We start from the raw sequence: 15,826 nt of genomic DNA on the forward strand, positions 1-15,826 counted from the left end.
GAATCGAACGACCCACCCCAGGCTCCGGCGCCACGCGGCCCGCGCCTCCCGCCGCCGCCCCGATTGCCGCCGCCACCGCGCCTGCCACCGCCGCCACAGCTCCCGCAGCCTCAGCTGCCACCGCCGCCGGCCGAGCTGTGCAGGCACACGCCCCTGTGCTGATGCGCGGGCGGCAACCTCAGCCGCGCACCCAGTTCAGGAAGCGTTCCACCGCAGCGGCCGTGTTGTGTCCGTGGGCGGATCCGAAGAAGTCGAAAGCGTGCTGCGCGTGCGGGATCTCGGCGTAGATCACCGGCGCCTTGGACACCGCCGCGAGGGCGGCGACGAAATCGCGGCCCTCCTGCACCGGGATCACCGAGTCGTCCTCACCGTGCAGCACGAAAAACGGTGGGGCGTCGGCATGCACCAGGGTGATCGGTGAGGCGTCCAGATAGACCTGCCGGTGGGTCGCGAACGGCAGTTTGACGATGAACTTCTGCAGCACCTTCACGAATTCGCCGCGGCCGGAGCCCTCGTCGGTGAACCAGTCGTAGCGGCCGTAGATCGGCACCGCGGCCGCCACCGAGGTGTCGGCGTCCTCGAAGCCGGGCTGCCACTTGGGATCGTTGGGGGTCAGCGCCGCCAAGGCGGTCAGGTGCCCACCGGCCGATCCGCCGGTGATGTACACCGCTGCCGGATCACCGCCGAACTCCGCGATGTTCTCCTTCACCCACGCGATCGCCTTCTTGACATCGACGATGTGGTCGGGCCAGGTGTATTTCGGGCTGATCCGGTAGCCGATCGACACACAGATCCAGCCACGCTCGGCCAGCCTGGACAGCATCGGATAGGCCTGCGGCCGGCGCATCCCGATCATCCAGGCCCCGCCCGGAATCTGCAGCAGCACCGGGGCTTTGCCGTCACGGGGTAGGTCCGGGCGCATCCAGATGTCGGCCAGGTTGGGACCGTGCGGCCCGTAGCGCACCGTCTCGTGCACGTACCGGCGCCGGGTCCAGCCGGTGCCGAACACCCCGCGGGGTCGGCGCTCGGGCTCCTTGGCCTCCAGGTAGTCGGCACCCAGCGCCGCGCGCAGCGGATCCTCGAAGTACTTCTTCGACTCGTCCTCGCGGCGCTGCAACAACAGCAACAGGCTCCAGGTGAGCGCCTTGAGTATCAGCGACATGCGGCCGTTACGGGTCCGGTAGTGGCCCAGCAGCGCGCGGCGCAGCACATCGAGCAGCGACCCGGTCAGGAACAACGGTGCGTTCTCCGATGTCGGCCACCCGAAGGCGAACGTCGGCAGCGTGCTGTAGCCCTTGCGGCCGAGCGGGCGGACGGCGTTGGTGGCGTTGACCAGTTCGGCGAACGCACCCAGCACGGGGCGCGGTGTCAGCAGACGCATGCGGCCTGATTACCCACCCACGCGGTCTTGCAAATCCCGGCGGGCGATCTTTCCGGTGCTGTTGCGGGGCAGCTCGTCGAGCACCGTGATCTCGCGCGGCACCTTGTAGTTGGCCAGGTTGTCGCGCACATGCGTCTTGAGCGCGTCGACGGTGACCGGGTTGTGCAGCACCACGAATGCCGAGAGCCGTTGGCCGAACTGCTCGTCGTCCACCCCGATGACCGCGGCCTCGGCGACGTCGGGATGTGCCACCAACGTCTTCTCGACCTCGATGGGGTACACGTTCTCGCCACCCGAGACGATCATCTCGTCGTCGCGGCCCACCACGAACAGCCGGCCCGCCGGGTCCAGATAGCCGACGTCACCGGAGTTCATGAACCCGTCGTGGAAGTCCTTGTTGTTGCCGTTGGTGTAGCCGTCGAACTGGGTCGAGTTGCGGACATAGATGGTGCCCACCTCGCCGGCGGGCAACGGCCGCAGATCGGCGTCCAGGATGCGAATTTCGGTGCCCTCGGCCGGTTTTCCGGCGGTATCGGGGGCGGCGCGCAGATCCTCCGGGGTGGCGGTGGCGATCATGCCGGCCTCGGTCGCGTTGTAGTTGTTGTAGATGACGTCGCCGAACTGATCCATGAACCTGATCACGACATCCGGACGCATCCGCGATCCCGAAGCCGCCGCGAACCGCAGCGTGCGTCCGCTGTAGCGGTTGCGGATCTCGTCGGGCAACTCGACGATGCGGTCGAACATCACCGGCACCACGCACAATCCGGTGGCGCGGTGGGTGTCGACGAGCGCCAGGGTGGCCTCGGGGTCGAACTTGCGGCGGGTGATGATCGTGCACGCCATCGATGCGGCGAAGGCGAGCTGGGAGAAGCCCCAGGCGTGGAACATCGGGGCGACGACCACCACCGGTTCCTCGGCGCGCCACGGGGTGCGGTCCAGGATCGCCTTGAGGACCTCGGGTCCGCCGCCGGAATGCTTGGCGCCCTTCGGGGTTCCGGTGGTGCCTGAGGTCAGCAGGATGACCTTCGACTTCTCCTTGGCGCGCCGCGGTTCGCGGCCGGCGTACTCGGTGATCAGCTTCTCGACGGTGAACAAGGCCGTCGCGGTGTCGGTCCAGGCGACCACCCGGGTGGTCTGCGGCGAATCCTGGAGTGCCCGTTCGACGGTGGAGCCGAACTCCTCGTCGTAGATGACCGCGCTCGGGCGGCCCGCGGATTCGCGCTGCCACACCTCGGCCAGCGCGGGACCGGCGAACGCGGTGTTGAGCAGCAGGACATCGGCGCCGATCCGGTTGGCCGCGATCAGTGACTCGACGAAGCCGCGGTGATTGCGCGCCATGATGCCGATCACGGCGGGCTCACCCGAGGGCAGCCCCTGCAGGCCGGCGGCCAGCGCATCGGCCCGCTGATCGATCTCGCGCCAGGTCAGCGCGCCGAGCTCGTCGATGAGGCCGACCCGGTCACCGCAGCGCTGCGCCGCGCTCGCGAATCCCGATGTGATTCCCATGTTCTCGCGCGCCATGGCGGCGGCGATGCGCAGATACTTGTCGGGGCGCAGCGGCGCGATCACCCCGGCCCGGACCATGGTGTCCACCAGGCCCGCGGTTGCGGTGACCCGGTCGACGACGGGCCGGGCGACGCGGCCGGCGATGTCCTGCAGGCCCATCAGCCGATCACCGGTAGCCGTCGTTCGGCGGCCAGCTCGTCGAGTGCGCTCTGCATGACGTGGCGCACGTGCGCGTCCACCTCGTCGACATCGGGGTTCTCGCCGAACTGCTCATCGATGCGCACCGGCGGCAGAACCGCCATGGTGATCTTCGCGGGCAGCGGGACGTTCAGCGGAACCACGGCCGACAGGCCGAACGGAAACCCGAACGAGAGCGGAACGATCTTGGTCCGGGCCAGCCGCGCGATCGGCCCCAGGCGTTTGGCCAGCCAGGTGCCCCGGGACAGGTAGAACTGCGTTTCCTGACCGCCGATGCCGACCATCGGCACGATCGGTACCCCGGCGTTGATGGCGGCGCGTACGTAGCCCTGCCGGCCGTCGAAGTCGATCTTGTTGGCCTCCAGGGTGGGGCGGTAGACGTCGAAGTCGCCACCCGGGAAGACCACCACCACCCCGCCCGAGCGCAGTGCCTCGTCGGCGTTCTCATGGCTGGCCAGGATGAACCCGGTCTTCTTGAAGAAGTCGCCGGTCGGTCCGATCATCAGCATGGCGTGGCTGAGCGTGTAGACCGGGCGGCCGTAGCCGTAGCGCTCGTAGAAGTCGGCGGCGAAGATCGGCACGTCCATCGGGAACATGCCGCCGGAGTGGTTGCAGACCACCAGCGCGCCGCCCTCGGGGAAGTTCTCCAGGCCGCGGACCTCGGAGCGGTGGTAGGCCTTGAGGAACGGTCGCAGCAGCCCCATCACCTTCTCGGTGAGTCCCGGATCGAATTTGGTGATCTCGGTCGGTTCGATATCGGTCGAGCCCATGGCGATGCCTCCGGCGGTCGAATTAGAACGTGTTCTAGTTTTGCATGCGTCGGTGTCAGTGGTCAAAGGCACGATGGAAGCCATGGCCATCGACGTGTCTGCGTACTTCACCCGGGTCGGATATCTCGGGGATGCGATTCCGACACTCGATACCCTGCACGCTCTGCACGCCGCGCACAATCGATCCGTCCCGTTCGAGAACCTCGACCCGGTGCTCGGGACGCCGGTGGCTGACCTGGGCGTCGAGGCGCTGGCCGACAAGCTGGTGCGCCGGCGTCGCGGCGGCTACTGCTACGAGCAGAACGGGCTGTTCGGCTACGTGCTCGAGGCGCTGGGTTTCGGGGTCGATCGGCTGGCCGGCCGGGTGGTCTGGATGCACGAGCCCGATGCGCCGCTACCGGCACAGACCCACAATGTGCTCGCGGTGACGGTGCCGGGCGAGGACGGCCGGTTCCTGTGCGATGTGGGATTCGGCGGTCAGACGCTGTCCTCCCCGATCAGGCTGGTGGCGGGACCGGTACAGCAGACCCGGCACGAGCCCTACCGGCTGGTGGACGCCGGTCCGGACACCTTCCGGTTGGAGGCGCTGGTCCGCGACCAGTGGCAGGCGCTGTACGTGTTCACCACCGAGCCGCGGCCGCGCATCGACCTGGAGGTCGGCAGCTGGTACGTGTCGACCCATCCGAAATCGATCTTCGTCGTCGGGCTGTCGGCGGCCCTGGTGACCGACGAGGCCCGATGGAACCTTCGCGGCCGGCAGTTGGCCGTCCATGCCAACGGCGGTACCGAACGGATGGAACTGGCCGGGGCCGCCGAGGTCGTCGGCGAGTTGGTGAACCGGTTCGGCCTCGATCTGAGCGGGTTGGGTGACGTGGAGGCCGGGATCAGTCACGTTCTCGACATCACGGCGATGTGATGAACACGTCCCAGGGATCCTCGGCTGCCAGCGCCCAGCGGCCCAGCCGGCGGGCGTAGGACGCGGTGCTCCCGAACTCGTCGGCCCAGCTGCGCGCCCGCATGGTGACCGACCACAGCGGATGTTCGATGGTCACCCCGATGGCGCCGTGCAGCTGGTGGGCGATCGTGGTCACCGGCGTGGTGGCGCGGCCCACGGCCACCTTCGCCACCGTCACCGCATAGTCGGCGCGGGTATCGGCGAAACCGTACTCGCCGACCGCCGCGGTAGCCAGTTCGGTTGCGGCCCTTGCCTGCTCGATCTCCCCGGCCATCGCGGCCAGTGAATGCTGGACGGCCTGGAACTTGCTCAGCGCCCGCCCGAACTGCACCCGCTCGGACGTGTGGGCCACCGTCAGCGCCAACGCCGCGTCCAGCGCTCCGACGATCTGTACGCAGCGCGCCCAGGCGCCGCGGCGCACCAGCTCGTCGAGCACCGCGGCATCGAGTCGGACCGACCCGCCCGTGTCGTAACGCAGGGTGCCGCGCGGCTCGCCGCCCAGGTTCTGGCCGGTGCTGACGTCCGGATCCTCGACCCACCCCACCCGCAGGCCGTCCTCGTCACGCGCGGCCAGCAGGATCGCCGCATCCGCGGGCCACGGTACGTCCCTGGCGATGCCGTCGGCGCCGATCGCGACCGTCAGCGGACCGGCGGGCACGTCGAGTCCGGCCTGCCCGGCCAACCACCCCGCCAGCAGATCGGTCTCGGCGACCGGCACCGCCGCGGCGTGGCCGGCCAGCCCGGCCAACACCACGGCCGCCTCGGCCGGGCCGGCGTCCTGCTCGGTGGTCAGGCGTGCCAGCCCGGTCTCCGCCAGATCGCGCCACAGGTCGGCGTCGAAGGTCTCGGGGCGCCGACGGTCGCCGAACCGGGCCTGGGCGGCCTTCGCGCCGATGTCGTCGACCAGTTGCTTGAGCTCATCCACTAGCGGACTCCCAGTCCCCGGGCGATGACCCCGCGCAGCACCTCGTTGGTGCCGCCGCGCAGGGTGAACATCGGCGAATGCTGACGGGCGGTGGCCAGCACCTCGCGCAGTCGGTCGGCCGCCGCGTCGTCGGCCACATAGTCGACCAGTTCGGCGCAGAGCTCCACCGACTGTTGCTCGAAGCGGGTGCCCAGATCCTTGACCAGGGCCGCGCGCGTCGCGGCGTCCTCGCCGGCCGACAGGGCGCGCGCCACCGACACCGACAACTGGCGTAACGCCATCGCCCGGCCCAGCAGATCGCCGACCTCGGCGGCGGTGCGGTCGTCGACGGTCTGGGTGCCCAGCGACCGGATGACCTCCATGATCAGGGTGGCCGTGGACAGGATGCGTTCCGGTCCACTGCGTTCGAAACCGAGTTCGGCGGTCACCTGGTGCCAGCCGTCGCCGATCTCGCCGAGCACATCGGCGTCGTCGACGCGGACCTCGTCGAAGTTGACCTCGTTGAAGTGATGGTGCCCGTCGAGGGTGACGATCGGGCTGATGCTCACCCCGGGCGCGTTCAGGGCGACGATGAACTGGCTGAACCCGGCGTGCCGGTGGTCGGGATCCAGCGCGCTGGTGCGGGCCAGCACGATCGCGAAGTGCGCGCGGTGCCCGCCGCTGGTCCACACCTTGGTGCCGCTGATGGTCCAGCCGCCGTCGACACGGGTGGCCTTGGTGGCGGTCGCGGCCAGGTCGGACCCGGCGCCGTGTTCGCTCATCCCGATCGCCGAGTACAACGTGCCCGCCGCGATGCCGGGCAGCAGCCGCCGGCGCTGCTCCTCGGTGCCGTAGCTCAGCAGCGACGGTGCCACCTGCCGGTCGGCGAACCAGTGCGCGGCCACCGGGGCGCCGGCGCCGAGCAGTTCCTCGGTGACCACATACCGGTGCAAGAAGCCCATGCCGTGCCCGCCGTACTCGGTCGGGATCGTCAGCCCGACGAAACCGGCCCCGGCCAGCCGCTCACTGAAACCGGCATCCCAACTGGTCAGCCAGGAGTCGATCTCGGGTTGCCAGCCGTAGGTATCGCGGTCGGCCACCAGGAACTGCCGGACCCGGGACCGCAGCCCGGCCAGGTCACCGTCGTTGGCGCACAGCGCATCGAATTCACTCACCGCTTGCCGAGTGTAGAACCAGCAGGAAATGTCATGGTCGACCACGCCGCCGACGGCGATACTCGAAAACCGTGAATGCCCCTCGGCGCGACCGGCTGCGCGAACTGCTCGACGCGGTGGTCGATGCGCAGAACACCGACGTCGCGGACATGGCGCGCAGCAGTTTCGCCTCGGAGTTCCACTTCTCCCGTGAGGTCAGCCGGCTCACCGGCGAACCGCCCGCCGCGTTGCGCCGCCGCGTCATGCTGGAGCGCGCCGCCTGGCGGCTGCAGCGCGGTGCCGGGGTGGCGGCCGTGGCGCTGGAGGAGGGATGGTCCTCCCCGGAGGTGTTCTCCCGGGCCTTCCGGCGTGCATTCGGGGTGCCGCCGTCGCAGGCCGATGCCGTCGGGTTCCGGCTACCCGCCCCCAACGGCGTGCACTTCCACCCACCGCAGTCGCTGTGGCTGGATTCCCCCAATGACACCGCCCAGCCGGACGTCGCACTGCTGATGATCGCCCACGACATCGCCGACACCGCCGAACTCATCGGTATCGCCGCCGGCCTGACCGAAGACCAATGGACTCAGCATGTTTCACCGGGCCAGGTGGTCCTGGACTGGGACGGCCCGGAACCGAGCGTCGGGGCGGTGCTGGACGCGCTGGTGTGGACCAAGGAGGTCTGGCTGGCCAGCATCGAGGGTCGCGACCTGCCGATCCGGGCCGGGCAACGTAGCGCACGGGTGCTGGCCGCCGATCACGACGATATCGCGGCCCGCTGGACGGCCATGGTGCGCGAGTACGGGGAGCGGGGCAGGCTGGGCGACACCGTCATCGACGCACTGTGCGATCCGCCCGAGTCCTTTCAGCTCTACGGCATCATCGCCCACGTCCTGACCTACTCCGCGCACCGGCGAGAACTGGTGCGCACCATGCTGACCGGCCTCGGCGCCCACGTGCACCGCGGTGACCCACTGGAATGGATGAGAGGTATCTGAGATGGCATGCGTGTACTTCACCGCGTCCACCCTGGACGGTTTCGTCGCCGACGGGGCCGACAGCCTGGACTGGCTGCTGACCCGCGATTTCGATCCCAGGGGGCCGTTCGGCTACGACGCGTTCGCCGACGGGGTCGGGGCACTGGCGATGGGATCGACCACTTACGAGTGGATTGTGAAAAACCAACCGGGCGAATGGATCTACAGCCAACCCAGCTGGGTGCTGACCAGCCGCGGCGGCATCATCGAACCAGGCCATCCGGTGCAGACGTTCGACGGTGCGGTGACTGATCTGCATCGGGTGCTGGCCGAGGCGGCCGGAGACAAGGACGTCTGGATCGTCGGCGGCGGACAGACCGCCGCGCAGTTCGTGACGGCCGGCCTGGTCGACGAACTCGTGGTCAGCTACGCGCCGTGCAGCCTGGGTACCGGCGCGCGGTTGCTGCCGGTGCGCTCGGAATGGGAACTCGCCGAGGTCGACCGCAACGGCGAGTTCGTCTGCGCGCGCTGGCTCAGGCGGCCCGATCCGTCCGCGGTGACCGGCTGAGCGGATTGAGGCGGCGCACCGACGGGCGCCGGACGCCCAGCTCCCTGGTGAATCGTCGGCCTGCCACGTTGAGCTCGATCAACAACATCGGTGTGCCTCCTTTCTGTGTATCCGAGTTTAGGGAACACAACGTCCCTGCACGAAGCGGTTATTCCGGCATAACCCCAGGTGGATGGTGAACAGCTGATGAATTGCGGTTACATCGTGTTGCGGCAGTTCGATGAGATCTCCTGCGTGCGGCGGTTTATCCTCACCGCATGGGGCACTACCTTTCCAATGTTCGCGATGTCGAGTTCAACCTCTTCGAGGCGTTGAATCTGGACAAGGTGTTGGCGACGGGCGAGTTCGGCGACCTCGACGGCGCGTCGGTACGGGAGATGCTGGCCGAGGCTGCGCGGCTCTGTGAGGGGCCGATGGCCGAGGCGTTCGCCGAAACCGACCGCCACCCACCGACTTTCGATCCGAAGACGCACACCGTGAGTTACCCGGAGCCGTTCAAGGCCGCCCTGCGGGCCTGGCAGGACGGCGAATGGTTCCGGGTCGGACTGCACGAGGCCGTCGGCGGGCTGCCCGCGCCGGCCACCCTGACCTGGGCGATCGCCGAGTTCGCCCTCGGCGCCCAGCCCGCCGCCTACATCTGCCACTCCGGACCGGTGCTGTCCGACATCGTCTACAGCCTGGGCAACGAACAGCAGAAGCACTGGGCGACGCTGATGGCGGAGCGCAACTGGGGCGGCACCATGGTGCTGACCGAACCGGACGCCGGCTCCGACGTCGGCGCCGGGCGTACCAAGGCGACCCAGCAGCCCGACGGCACCTGGCATCTGGACGGCGTCAAGCGGTTCATCACCAACGGCGACACCGGCGATGTCTACGAGAACATCGTGCACGCGGTGCTGGCACGCCCCGAAGGAGCGGGCCCGGGCACCAAGGGACTGTCACTGTTCTTCGTGCCGAAGTTCCTGTTCGATCCCGAGTCCGGCGAGATCGGCGAGCGCAACGGCGTCTACGTCACGGGCCTGGAACACAAGATGGGCCTGAAGGCGTCGGCCACCTGTGAACTGACCTTCGGCCAGCACGGCCGCCCGGCGGTCGGCTGGCTGGTGGGTGACGAGCACAGCGGTATCGCGCAGATGTTCAAGATCATCGAGTATGCGCGAATGATGGTGGGCACCAAGGCGATCGCCACGCTGTCCACGGGCTATCTGAATGCGTTGGAGTACGCCAAGACCCGTATCCAGGGCGCCGATCTGACCCAGATGACCGATAAGACCGCGCCGCGGGTGACGATCCTGCACCATCCCGATGTGCGGCGGTCGCTGTTGACGCAGAAGGCCTACGCCGAGGGTCTGCGGGCGCTGTATCTGTACACCGCGGCTCATCACGACCCGGTGGTCGCCGAGATCGTGTCCGGCGCCGATCCCGAGATGGCGGCCCGGATCAACGATCTGCTGTTGCCGATCGTCAAGGGTTTCGGTTCCGAGACCGCCTACCGCTACCTGACCGATTCGCTGCAGACCTTCGGCGGATCGGGTTATCTGCAGGACTATCCGATCGAGCAGTACATCCGCGACGCCAAGATCGACTCGCTCTACGAGGGCACCACCGCCATCCAGGCGCAGGACTTCTTCTTCCGCAAGATCGCCAGGGACCAGGGTGCGGCGCTGACCCATCTGCTCGGCCAGGTGCAGGCCTTCCTGGACCGCGCCGACGCCCGACCCGAACTGGCCGACGGCCGGGCGGCGCTGGGCCGGGCCGTTGCCGATGCGCAGGGCATGGTGGGCGCGCTGATCGGGTATCTGGTGGCCTCACAGCAGGAGCCGCGCGAGCTCTACCGCGTCGGGCTCGGCTCGGTGCCGTTCCTGATGGCCATCGGCGATCTGCTGATCGGTTGGCTGCTGCTGGAGCACGCCGAGATCGCCCTCGGCGCACTGAGCAGCGCGTCGGACAAGGACCGGGCGTTCTATCAGGGCAAGATCGGCGCGGCGGAGTTCTTCGCCCGCCACATCCTGCCGCGGCTGAGCGCGGACCGGGCCGTCATCGAATCGGTGCAGCTGGACACCATGGAGTTGCCCGAGGACGCCTTCTAGCTTTTTCCGGGCACCAGACGCGGATGAGAGCGTTCTCATCTGCGTCTCACCGTCGGGTCACCGCTGCCCACCACGCTGGAATCATGAAGGCGACGATCCTCATCCCGGTCGCGGTGCTGGCCGCCGCCGGTGCCGCGACCGCCGTGGGCGTGTCCATGACGTCGAGCGCCGACGACATCCCGGCGTCACCGATCGTCGTGCACGCCCCGCAGCAGGTGCCCGGGCCAGGTGACCTGCCGGGACCGGGCATCCCGGCAGCCCCCGGCCCGGCCGACCCGCCGCGGGTGACCGCCGATGCCAAGGTTCCGCCGCCACCGCCGCCGGTCGATGTGCCCGCCCCGCCGCCGGCGGTCACCAGTGACGGCGACGACGGGGACGACGGGGGCTGGGACGACTGAACGCATCGGATCGGCCGCCCGGAAGGATGGACGCCATGGCATCGCACCCGCCGGCCCGCACGGTCCGGCGACGGCTGCTGCCCTCCACCGCCAGGACCCGCATCATCGGCTGGGTGCTGCTGCTGGTGCTCGCGGCCCTGGGCATCGTCACCTTCGTGACCTGGCGGCTGCTGGTGTCCGGTATCAACACCCGGATGGACGAGGCGTTGCGCTTCGAGGTGCAGGAGTTCGCCGAACTCAGCGCACCCGGCATCAACCCGCGCACCGGTGAACCGTTCGCGGCCGTCGACGAGGTGATCCGGGAAGCCATCGCCTACAACATCGCCCGGCCCAACGAGAAGTTCCTCGGCTACGTCGACGGGCAGTACCGCACGCAGAGCCGGCAGGAACCGGGCACCCCGGAAATCCTGGCCGGCGACGCCGCTTTCACCGCGCTGGTGGCCGACCTGACGGTGCCCACCGAGGGACGCTACGAGCATCCCGAGGCCGGCGAGGTGCGCTACCTGGCCATCCCGGTGAGCCTGGACGGCAGCCCCGGCCGCGGTGTCATCGTCGCGGCCTATCTCGGGGACGCCGAGCGGGCCACAGCCGACGCCGCGGCCCGGCTGATGCTGGTGATCGGCGCGCTGACCGTGCTCGGCGCGGCCGGTGCCGCCTGGCTGGTGGCCGGCCGCATCTTGGCGCCGTTGCGCGATATCGTCGCCACCACCCGTGGCATCACCGAAACCGATCTGTCCCAGCGCATTCCGTCCACCGGCGCGGGTGACGAACTGGACGCACTGGTGGGTACCGTCAACGGCATGCTGGACCGGGTCGAGACCGGGGTGTCGGCACAGCGGCGCTTCATCGACGATATCGGCCATGAGATGCGCACCCCCATCACCATCGTGCGCGGGCATCTGGAGGTGGTGGACCCCGGCGACCGTGACGATGTGCTGTCCACCGTGGCCCTCGTCGATGACGAACTGGACCGGATGAACCGCATGGTCTCGGATTTGATGCTGCTGGCCCGCGCCGAGCAACCCGCGTTCCTGCAACCCGTCCCGGTCGACATCGGCGCGTTGACCGCCGACGTGTTCGGCAAGATCAGCCGGCTCGGGCAGCGGGAATTCGCCCTCGACACCTCGGCGCAGGTGGTGGCCGTGGTCGATCCGCAGCGCGTCACCCAGGCGGCGGTGGCGTTGGCCGACAACGCTTGTCGGTACACCCGCCCCGGTGACCGGATCAGCGTGGGCTCCCAGTTGTCCGGCGACTGGTTGCGGTTCTGGGTGGCCGACAGTGGTCCCGGGGTGAGCGAGTCCGACCGGGCCCGCATCTTCGAGCGCTTCGGCCGCGGTAGCGCCGGCGGAAAACGGTCCGACGGCGCGGGTCTGGGCCTGGCCATCGTACGGGCCATCGCCCACGCGCACGGGGGTGAGGTGTTGCTGGACAGCACACCTGGGCACGGCGCGACGTTCACCATCGTCGTACCCGCCCGCGTCGTATCACCGGAAGGGGAAGTTCCATGGCGCGCATCCTGATCGCCGAGGATGAACCACGCATCTCGTCGTTCGTGGAAAAGGGACTGGCCGCCAACGGTTTCGCCGTCACCGTCGTCGCCGACGGACTGTCCGCCTACGACTACGCCGTCACCGGTGGCTTCGATCTGATGATCCTGGACATCGGCCTGCCGGAACTCGACGGCTTCGCGGTCCTGCGCAAGCTGCGCGCGCAGCGCAGCGCCCTGCCGGTGATCGTGCTGACCGCCCGGGACAGCGTGCAGGACACCGTGGCCGGACTCGAAGGCGGTGCCGATGACTACATGCCCAAACCGTTCCGGTTCGAGGAACTGCTGGCCCGGGTGCGGCTGCGGCTGAGCAACAACCGCGCGGCCGAGCTGACGGTGCTCGAATACGGTGGACTGCAACTGGATCTGCGCACCCGGCGCGCCGATGTCGGCGGCCGGACGGTCGACCTGTCGGCGCGCGAGTTCGCCCTCGCGGAGACCTTCCTGCGCCACCCGGGCCAGGTGCTCTCGCGCGAGCAGTTGCTCAGTCACGTCTGGGGTTATGACTTCGACCCCAACTCGAACGTGGTCGACGTCTACGTGCGCTATCTGCGGCGCAAGCTGGGCGCCGAGCGGTTCGTCACGCTGCGCGGCATGGGGTACCGGCTGGAGAACATGCCCTGACGCGGCGAGAGCGACGAAATGGCAGCTTCCGCAACCGGATTGGCAGCCACTTCGTCGCTCTCGGGGGGACTCTAGTCGTCCCAGCGGTCATCCCAGTCGTCATCGTCATGCCAGTCGTCCCAGTCGTCGTCGGCCAGGACGGTGGTCGTGGTGGCGGTGGCCGGGGTGGCGGGTTCGCCGGCGAACGCCGTTCCGGCGCCCAGGAACCCCAGACCGATCAGGGCCAGGGCGATGGTGAGGACTTTCCAGCTCTGCATCTCGTGCTCCTTGCGAGGTCGATTTCTCTGACACCCCAAGATTCGCGGCCGAGCATGAGGGCACGAGGAGCCCCGGATGAGCGGGCGCTCATCTGGTGAGCAGACACAAAACTGCCCCTTTTCTGTGGAAAAGGGGCAGTTCTGCGTTCCCCCGCAAGCGGGAGGTGCCCCCAGCTCGCGAGGAAACTACTCCGGGGTGTACCCGAACGGCAGCAGCACGCTCTTGGACTCGCAGTAACCCGAGATGCCCTCCGGTCCGCACTCGCGGCCGACGCCGGAGTTCTTGTACCCACCGAACGGGGCACCCGCGTCGAAGGCGTACATGTTGATTCCGTAGGTGCCGGTGCGGATCTGCTTGGCGATCTCGATGGCCTTCGGGAAGTCGGTGGTGTACACCGACCCGGCGAGCCCGTAGACCGAGTCGTTGGCGATGCGCACCGCGTCGGCCTCGTCCTCGTAGGGGATCACCACGAGAACCGGTCCGAAAATTTCCTCCTGAGCGATGGTCATCGAGTTGTCGACGTCGGCGAACACCGTCGGCTGGACGAACCAGCCGGCGTCCAGACCCTCGGGCCGCCCGCCGCCGGTGACGATGCGGGCACCCTCGTCGAGCCCCTTCTTGATATAGCCCTCGACGCGCTCGCGCTGTTTCTCCGAGATCAGCGGGCCGACCATGGCGGCCGGGTCGTCCGGCGGGCCGGCCTGCATACCGGCGGCCGCGGCGGCGACCTTCTCGACGACCTCGTCGTAGCGCGACCGCGGCGCCAGGATGCGGGTCTGGCCCACACAGGCCTGCCCGGAGTTCATCAGGCCCGAGAAGATCAGCATCGGCAGCGTGGAATCCAGGTCGGCGTCCTCGAGGATGATCGCTGCGGACTTGCCGCCGAGCTCCAGCGTGCACGGCTTGAGCTTCTCGGCGGCGATCTTGCCGATCTCCTTACCGACCGCACTCGAGCCGGTGAAGGTGAACTTGTCCAGCGCCGGGTTGTCGGTCAGCGCGCGACCGGTCTCGGGTCCGCCGGGTACCACCGAGAGCACACCCTCGGGCAGACCCGCCTCGGCGAAGACCTCGGCCATCAGGTTGGTGGTCAGCGGGGTCTCGGCGGCCGGCTTGAGCACGATGGTGCAGCCGGCCAGCAGGGCCGGGCCCAGCTTGTTGGCGGCCAAAAAGAACGGCACGTTCCACGCGACGACGGCGCCGACGACGCCGACGGGCTCCTTGAGCACCAGGGTTTGGCCGTACAGGCCGTCGCGGATGTCCTGCCAGGCGAACTTGTCCGCGGCGGAGGCGTAGAACTGCAGCGTCGACATCGCGGCGCCGTACTGCATCATGTCGACGATGGTCTGCGGCTGACCCGTCTCCAGCTTCAGCAGGTGCTTGAACTCCTCGGCGCGCGACTCGATCAGCTCCACGGCCTTGGCCAGCACGGCCTCACGCTCGGTGGGCGACATCCGCGGCCACGGGCCCTCGTCGAATGCCGTGCGGGCTGCGGCGCACGCGGCGTCCACATCCGCCTTGGCGGCCAGCGGAACCTGGCCGACCTTCTGCTCGGTGGCGGGGGAGAAGACCTCGATGACCTCCGAGGTGGACGGTTCCACCCACTGGCCGCCGATGAACAGCTTGTCCCACGTTGTCTTGAACGCCGTCTGTGTCATGGAGGTCACACTACCGAGAAACCGGCCAAACGAGAACCTGTTGCAGTTCAGGGTTGTAGCACCAGCACCAGATTGCTCACGGTGAACTCCCGAAACCCCGGCACCCCGGTCATCCACCACGCCCATCGTGGGTGGTAGCGGGGAAAAGCGTCGATGAGCGCGCCGGTGGACCTGGCCCAGCGCAACCCGTCGGCCGCCGATACCGCGAACAACGACGATCCGTAGTCGTTCTTCGGCCGGTGCCCGTGCCTGCGGGCGTACCGGTCGGCGGCGCGCGCTCCACCGAGGTAATGGGTCAGGCCCATCTCGTGGCCGCCGAACGGACCCAGCCACACGGTGTAGGACAACACCGCCAGCCCGCCCGGCCGGGTGACGCGCAGCATCTCGTTGCCGAGCCGCCATGGGTGCGCGACGTGCTCGGCGACATTGGAGGACAGGCAGATGTCGACGCTGTCATCGGCGAACGGCAGCGCGGTGCCCGACGCCCGCACGAAGGTCCCCGCCCCGTCCGGTGTCCCGGCCGGCCCCGCGTGCATCTCGCGCGGATCCGGTTCGACACCGATATAGGACATCCCCGCCCCGGTGAACGCCGAGGCGAAATAGCCCGGGCCGCCGCCGACGTCGAGCACCGTCCGGCCGGCCGCGGTGGTGGCGTGCAGTCCGGTCCACAGATCGGTGATCATGTCGACGGTATCGGTGGCCAGCGCCCCGTAGAACCGGGCCGGGTCGGACTGCTCGAACCGGAAGGAGGCCAGCAGGGCGACCGACCGTCGCAGGCCGGCGCGGCGGGCGAAGTCACGGGTGGGCCGCACCGGGCCAGCCTATGCGGGTCGGCCGCGGCC

15 protein-coding genes are annotated in these 15,826 nt (G+C 68.8%); 7 read left to right on the top strand and 8 right to left on the bottom strand.

Features of this window, described 5'->3' with window-relative positions; translation table 11 throughout:
- Nucleotides 1-178: 178 nt before the first annotated feature.
- From BST17_RS05785 to BST17_RS05795, 3 genes are read right to left on the bottom strand one after another with little or no spacing between them, the layout of a single operon-like run.
- Nucleotides 179-1,381 (bottom strand): alpha/beta hydrolase, encoded by a 1,203-nt coding sequence (locus BST17_RS05785; RefSeq protein WP_083056104.1) that lies wholly within the window; start codon nucleotides 1,379-1,381, stop codon nucleotides 179-181.
- Nucleotides 1,382-1,390: 9 nt separating this feature from the next.
- Entirely contained in the window at nucleotides 1,391-3,049 is a 1,659-nt protein-coding gene (gene fadD12 / locus BST17_RS05790) for an acyl-CoA ligase FadD12 (protein ID WP_083056106.1), read from the bottom strand.
- Nucleotides 3,049-3,858, bottom strand: a complete 810-nt coding sequence (locus tag BST17_RS05795) for a 1-acyl-sn-glycerol-3-phosphate acyltransferase (protein WP_083056108.1) — start codon at nucleotides 3,856-3,858, stop codon at nucleotides 3,049-3,051. The genes fadD12 and BST17_RS05795 overlap by 1 nt, the downstream gene beginning before the upstream one ends.
- Before the next feature lie 82 nt (nucleotides 3,859-3,940).
- Here BST17_RS05795 and BST17_RS05800 point away from each other — a divergent pair, with 82 nt between their 5' ends.
- A complete protein-coding gene (locus BST17_RS05800) occupies nucleotides 3,941-4,774 on the top strand; it encodes an arylamine N-acetyltransferase family protein (protein WP_083056551.1) in 834 nt (277 codons plus the stop codon).
- Here BST17_RS05800 and BST17_RS05805 read toward each other — a convergent pair.
- Nucleotides 4,761-5,738, bottom strand: coding sequence for an acyl-CoA dehydrogenase family protein (locus tag BST17_RS05805; RefSeq protein WP_083056110.1), 978 nt, complete (start codon nucleotides 5,736-5,738; stop codon nucleotides 4,761-4,763). The genes BST17_RS05800 and BST17_RS05805 overlap by 14 nt on opposite strands.
- On the bottom strand, nucleotides 5,738-6,892 hold the full coding sequence (locus BST17_RS05810; RefSeq protein ID WP_083056553.1) for an acyl-CoA dehydrogenase family protein: 1,155 nt from the start codon (nucleotides 6,890-6,892) through the stop codon (nucleotides 5,738-5,740). Before BST17_RS05810 ends, BST17_RS05805 begins: the two co-directional genes overlap by 1 nt.
- 71 nt (nucleotides 6,893-6,963) lie before the next feature.
- Here BST17_RS05810 and BST17_RS05815 point away from each other — a divergent pair, with 71 nt between their 5' ends.
- From BST17_RS05815 to BST17_RS05840, 6 genes are all read left to right on the top strand, one after another.
- Nucleotides 6,964-7,866, top strand: coding sequence for a helix-turn-helix domain-containing protein (locus tag BST17_RS05815; RefSeq protein WP_083056112.1), 903 nt, complete (start codon nucleotides 6,964-6,966; stop codon nucleotides 7,864-7,866).
- A gap of 1 nt (nucleotide 7,867) precedes the next feature.
- A complete protein-coding gene (locus BST17_RS05820) occupies nucleotides 7,868-8,413 on the top strand; it encodes a dihydrofolate reductase family protein (RefSeq protein ID WP_083056114.1) in 546 nt (181 codons plus the stop codon).
- A gap of 257 nt (nucleotides 8,414-8,670) precedes the next feature.
- The gene (locus tag BST17_RS05825) at nucleotides 8,671-10,503 is read left to right on the top strand and encodes an acyl-CoA dehydrogenase (RefSeq protein ID WP_083056116.1); all 1,833 of its coding nucleotides are present in this window, start codon (nucleotides 8,671-8,673) and stop codon (nucleotides 10,501-10,503) included.
- A gap of 83 nt (nucleotides 10,504-10,586) precedes the next feature.
- The gene (locus BST17_RS05830; protein WP_083056118.1) at nucleotides 10,587-10,901 is read left to right on the top strand and encodes a hypothetical protein; all 315 of its coding nucleotides are present in this window, start codon (nucleotides 10,587-10,589) and stop codon (nucleotides 10,899-10,901) included.
- Nucleotides 10,902-10,936: 35 nt separating this feature from the next.
- Nucleotides 10,937-12,421, top strand: a complete 1,485-nt coding sequence (locus BST17_RS05835; RefSeq protein WP_083056555.1) for a sensor histidine kinase — start codon at nucleotides 10,937-10,939, stop codon at nucleotides 12,419-12,421.
- Complete coding sequence (locus BST17_RS05840) at nucleotides 12,406-13,071, top strand: response regulator transcription factor (RefSeq protein WP_083056120.1); 666 nt, start codon at nucleotides 12,406-12,408, stop codon at nucleotides 13,069-13,071. The genes BST17_RS05835 and BST17_RS05840 overlap by 16 nt, the downstream gene beginning before the upstream one ends.
- A gap of 71 nt (nucleotides 13,072-13,142) precedes the next feature.
- Here BST17_RS05840 and BST17_RS05845 read toward each other — a convergent pair whose 3' ends face one another.
- From BST17_RS05845 to BST17_RS05855, 3 genes are all read right to left on the bottom strand, one after another.
- Complete coding sequence (locus BST17_RS05845) at nucleotides 13,143-13,328, bottom strand: hypothetical protein (RefSeq protein ID WP_083056122.1); 186 nt, start codon at nucleotides 13,326-13,328, stop codon at nucleotides 13,143-13,145.
- Between the two features lie 186 nt (nucleotides 13,329-13,514).
- Nucleotides 13,515-14,984, bottom strand: a complete 1,470-nt coding sequence (locus BST17_RS05850; RefSeq protein WP_083056124.1) for an aldehyde dehydrogenase — start codon at nucleotides 14,982-14,984, stop codon at nucleotides 13,515-13,517.
- Between the two features lie 47 nt (nucleotides 14,985-15,031).
- The gene (locus BST17_RS05855; RefSeq protein WP_083056126.1) at nucleotides 15,032-15,796 is read right to left on the bottom strand and encodes a class I SAM-dependent methyltransferase; all 765 of its coding nucleotides are present in this window, start codon (nucleotides 15,794-15,796) and stop codon (nucleotides 15,032-15,034) included.
- Nucleotides 15,797-15,826 lie beyond the last annotated feature (30 nt).

The sequence above is a fragment of the Mycolicibacterium bacteremicum genome, from assembly GCF_002086115.1.
In the GTDB taxonomy this organism is placed as follows: domain Bacteria; phylum Actinomycetota; class Actinomycetes; order Mycobacteriales; family Mycobacteriaceae; genus Mycobacterium; species Mycobacterium bacteremicum.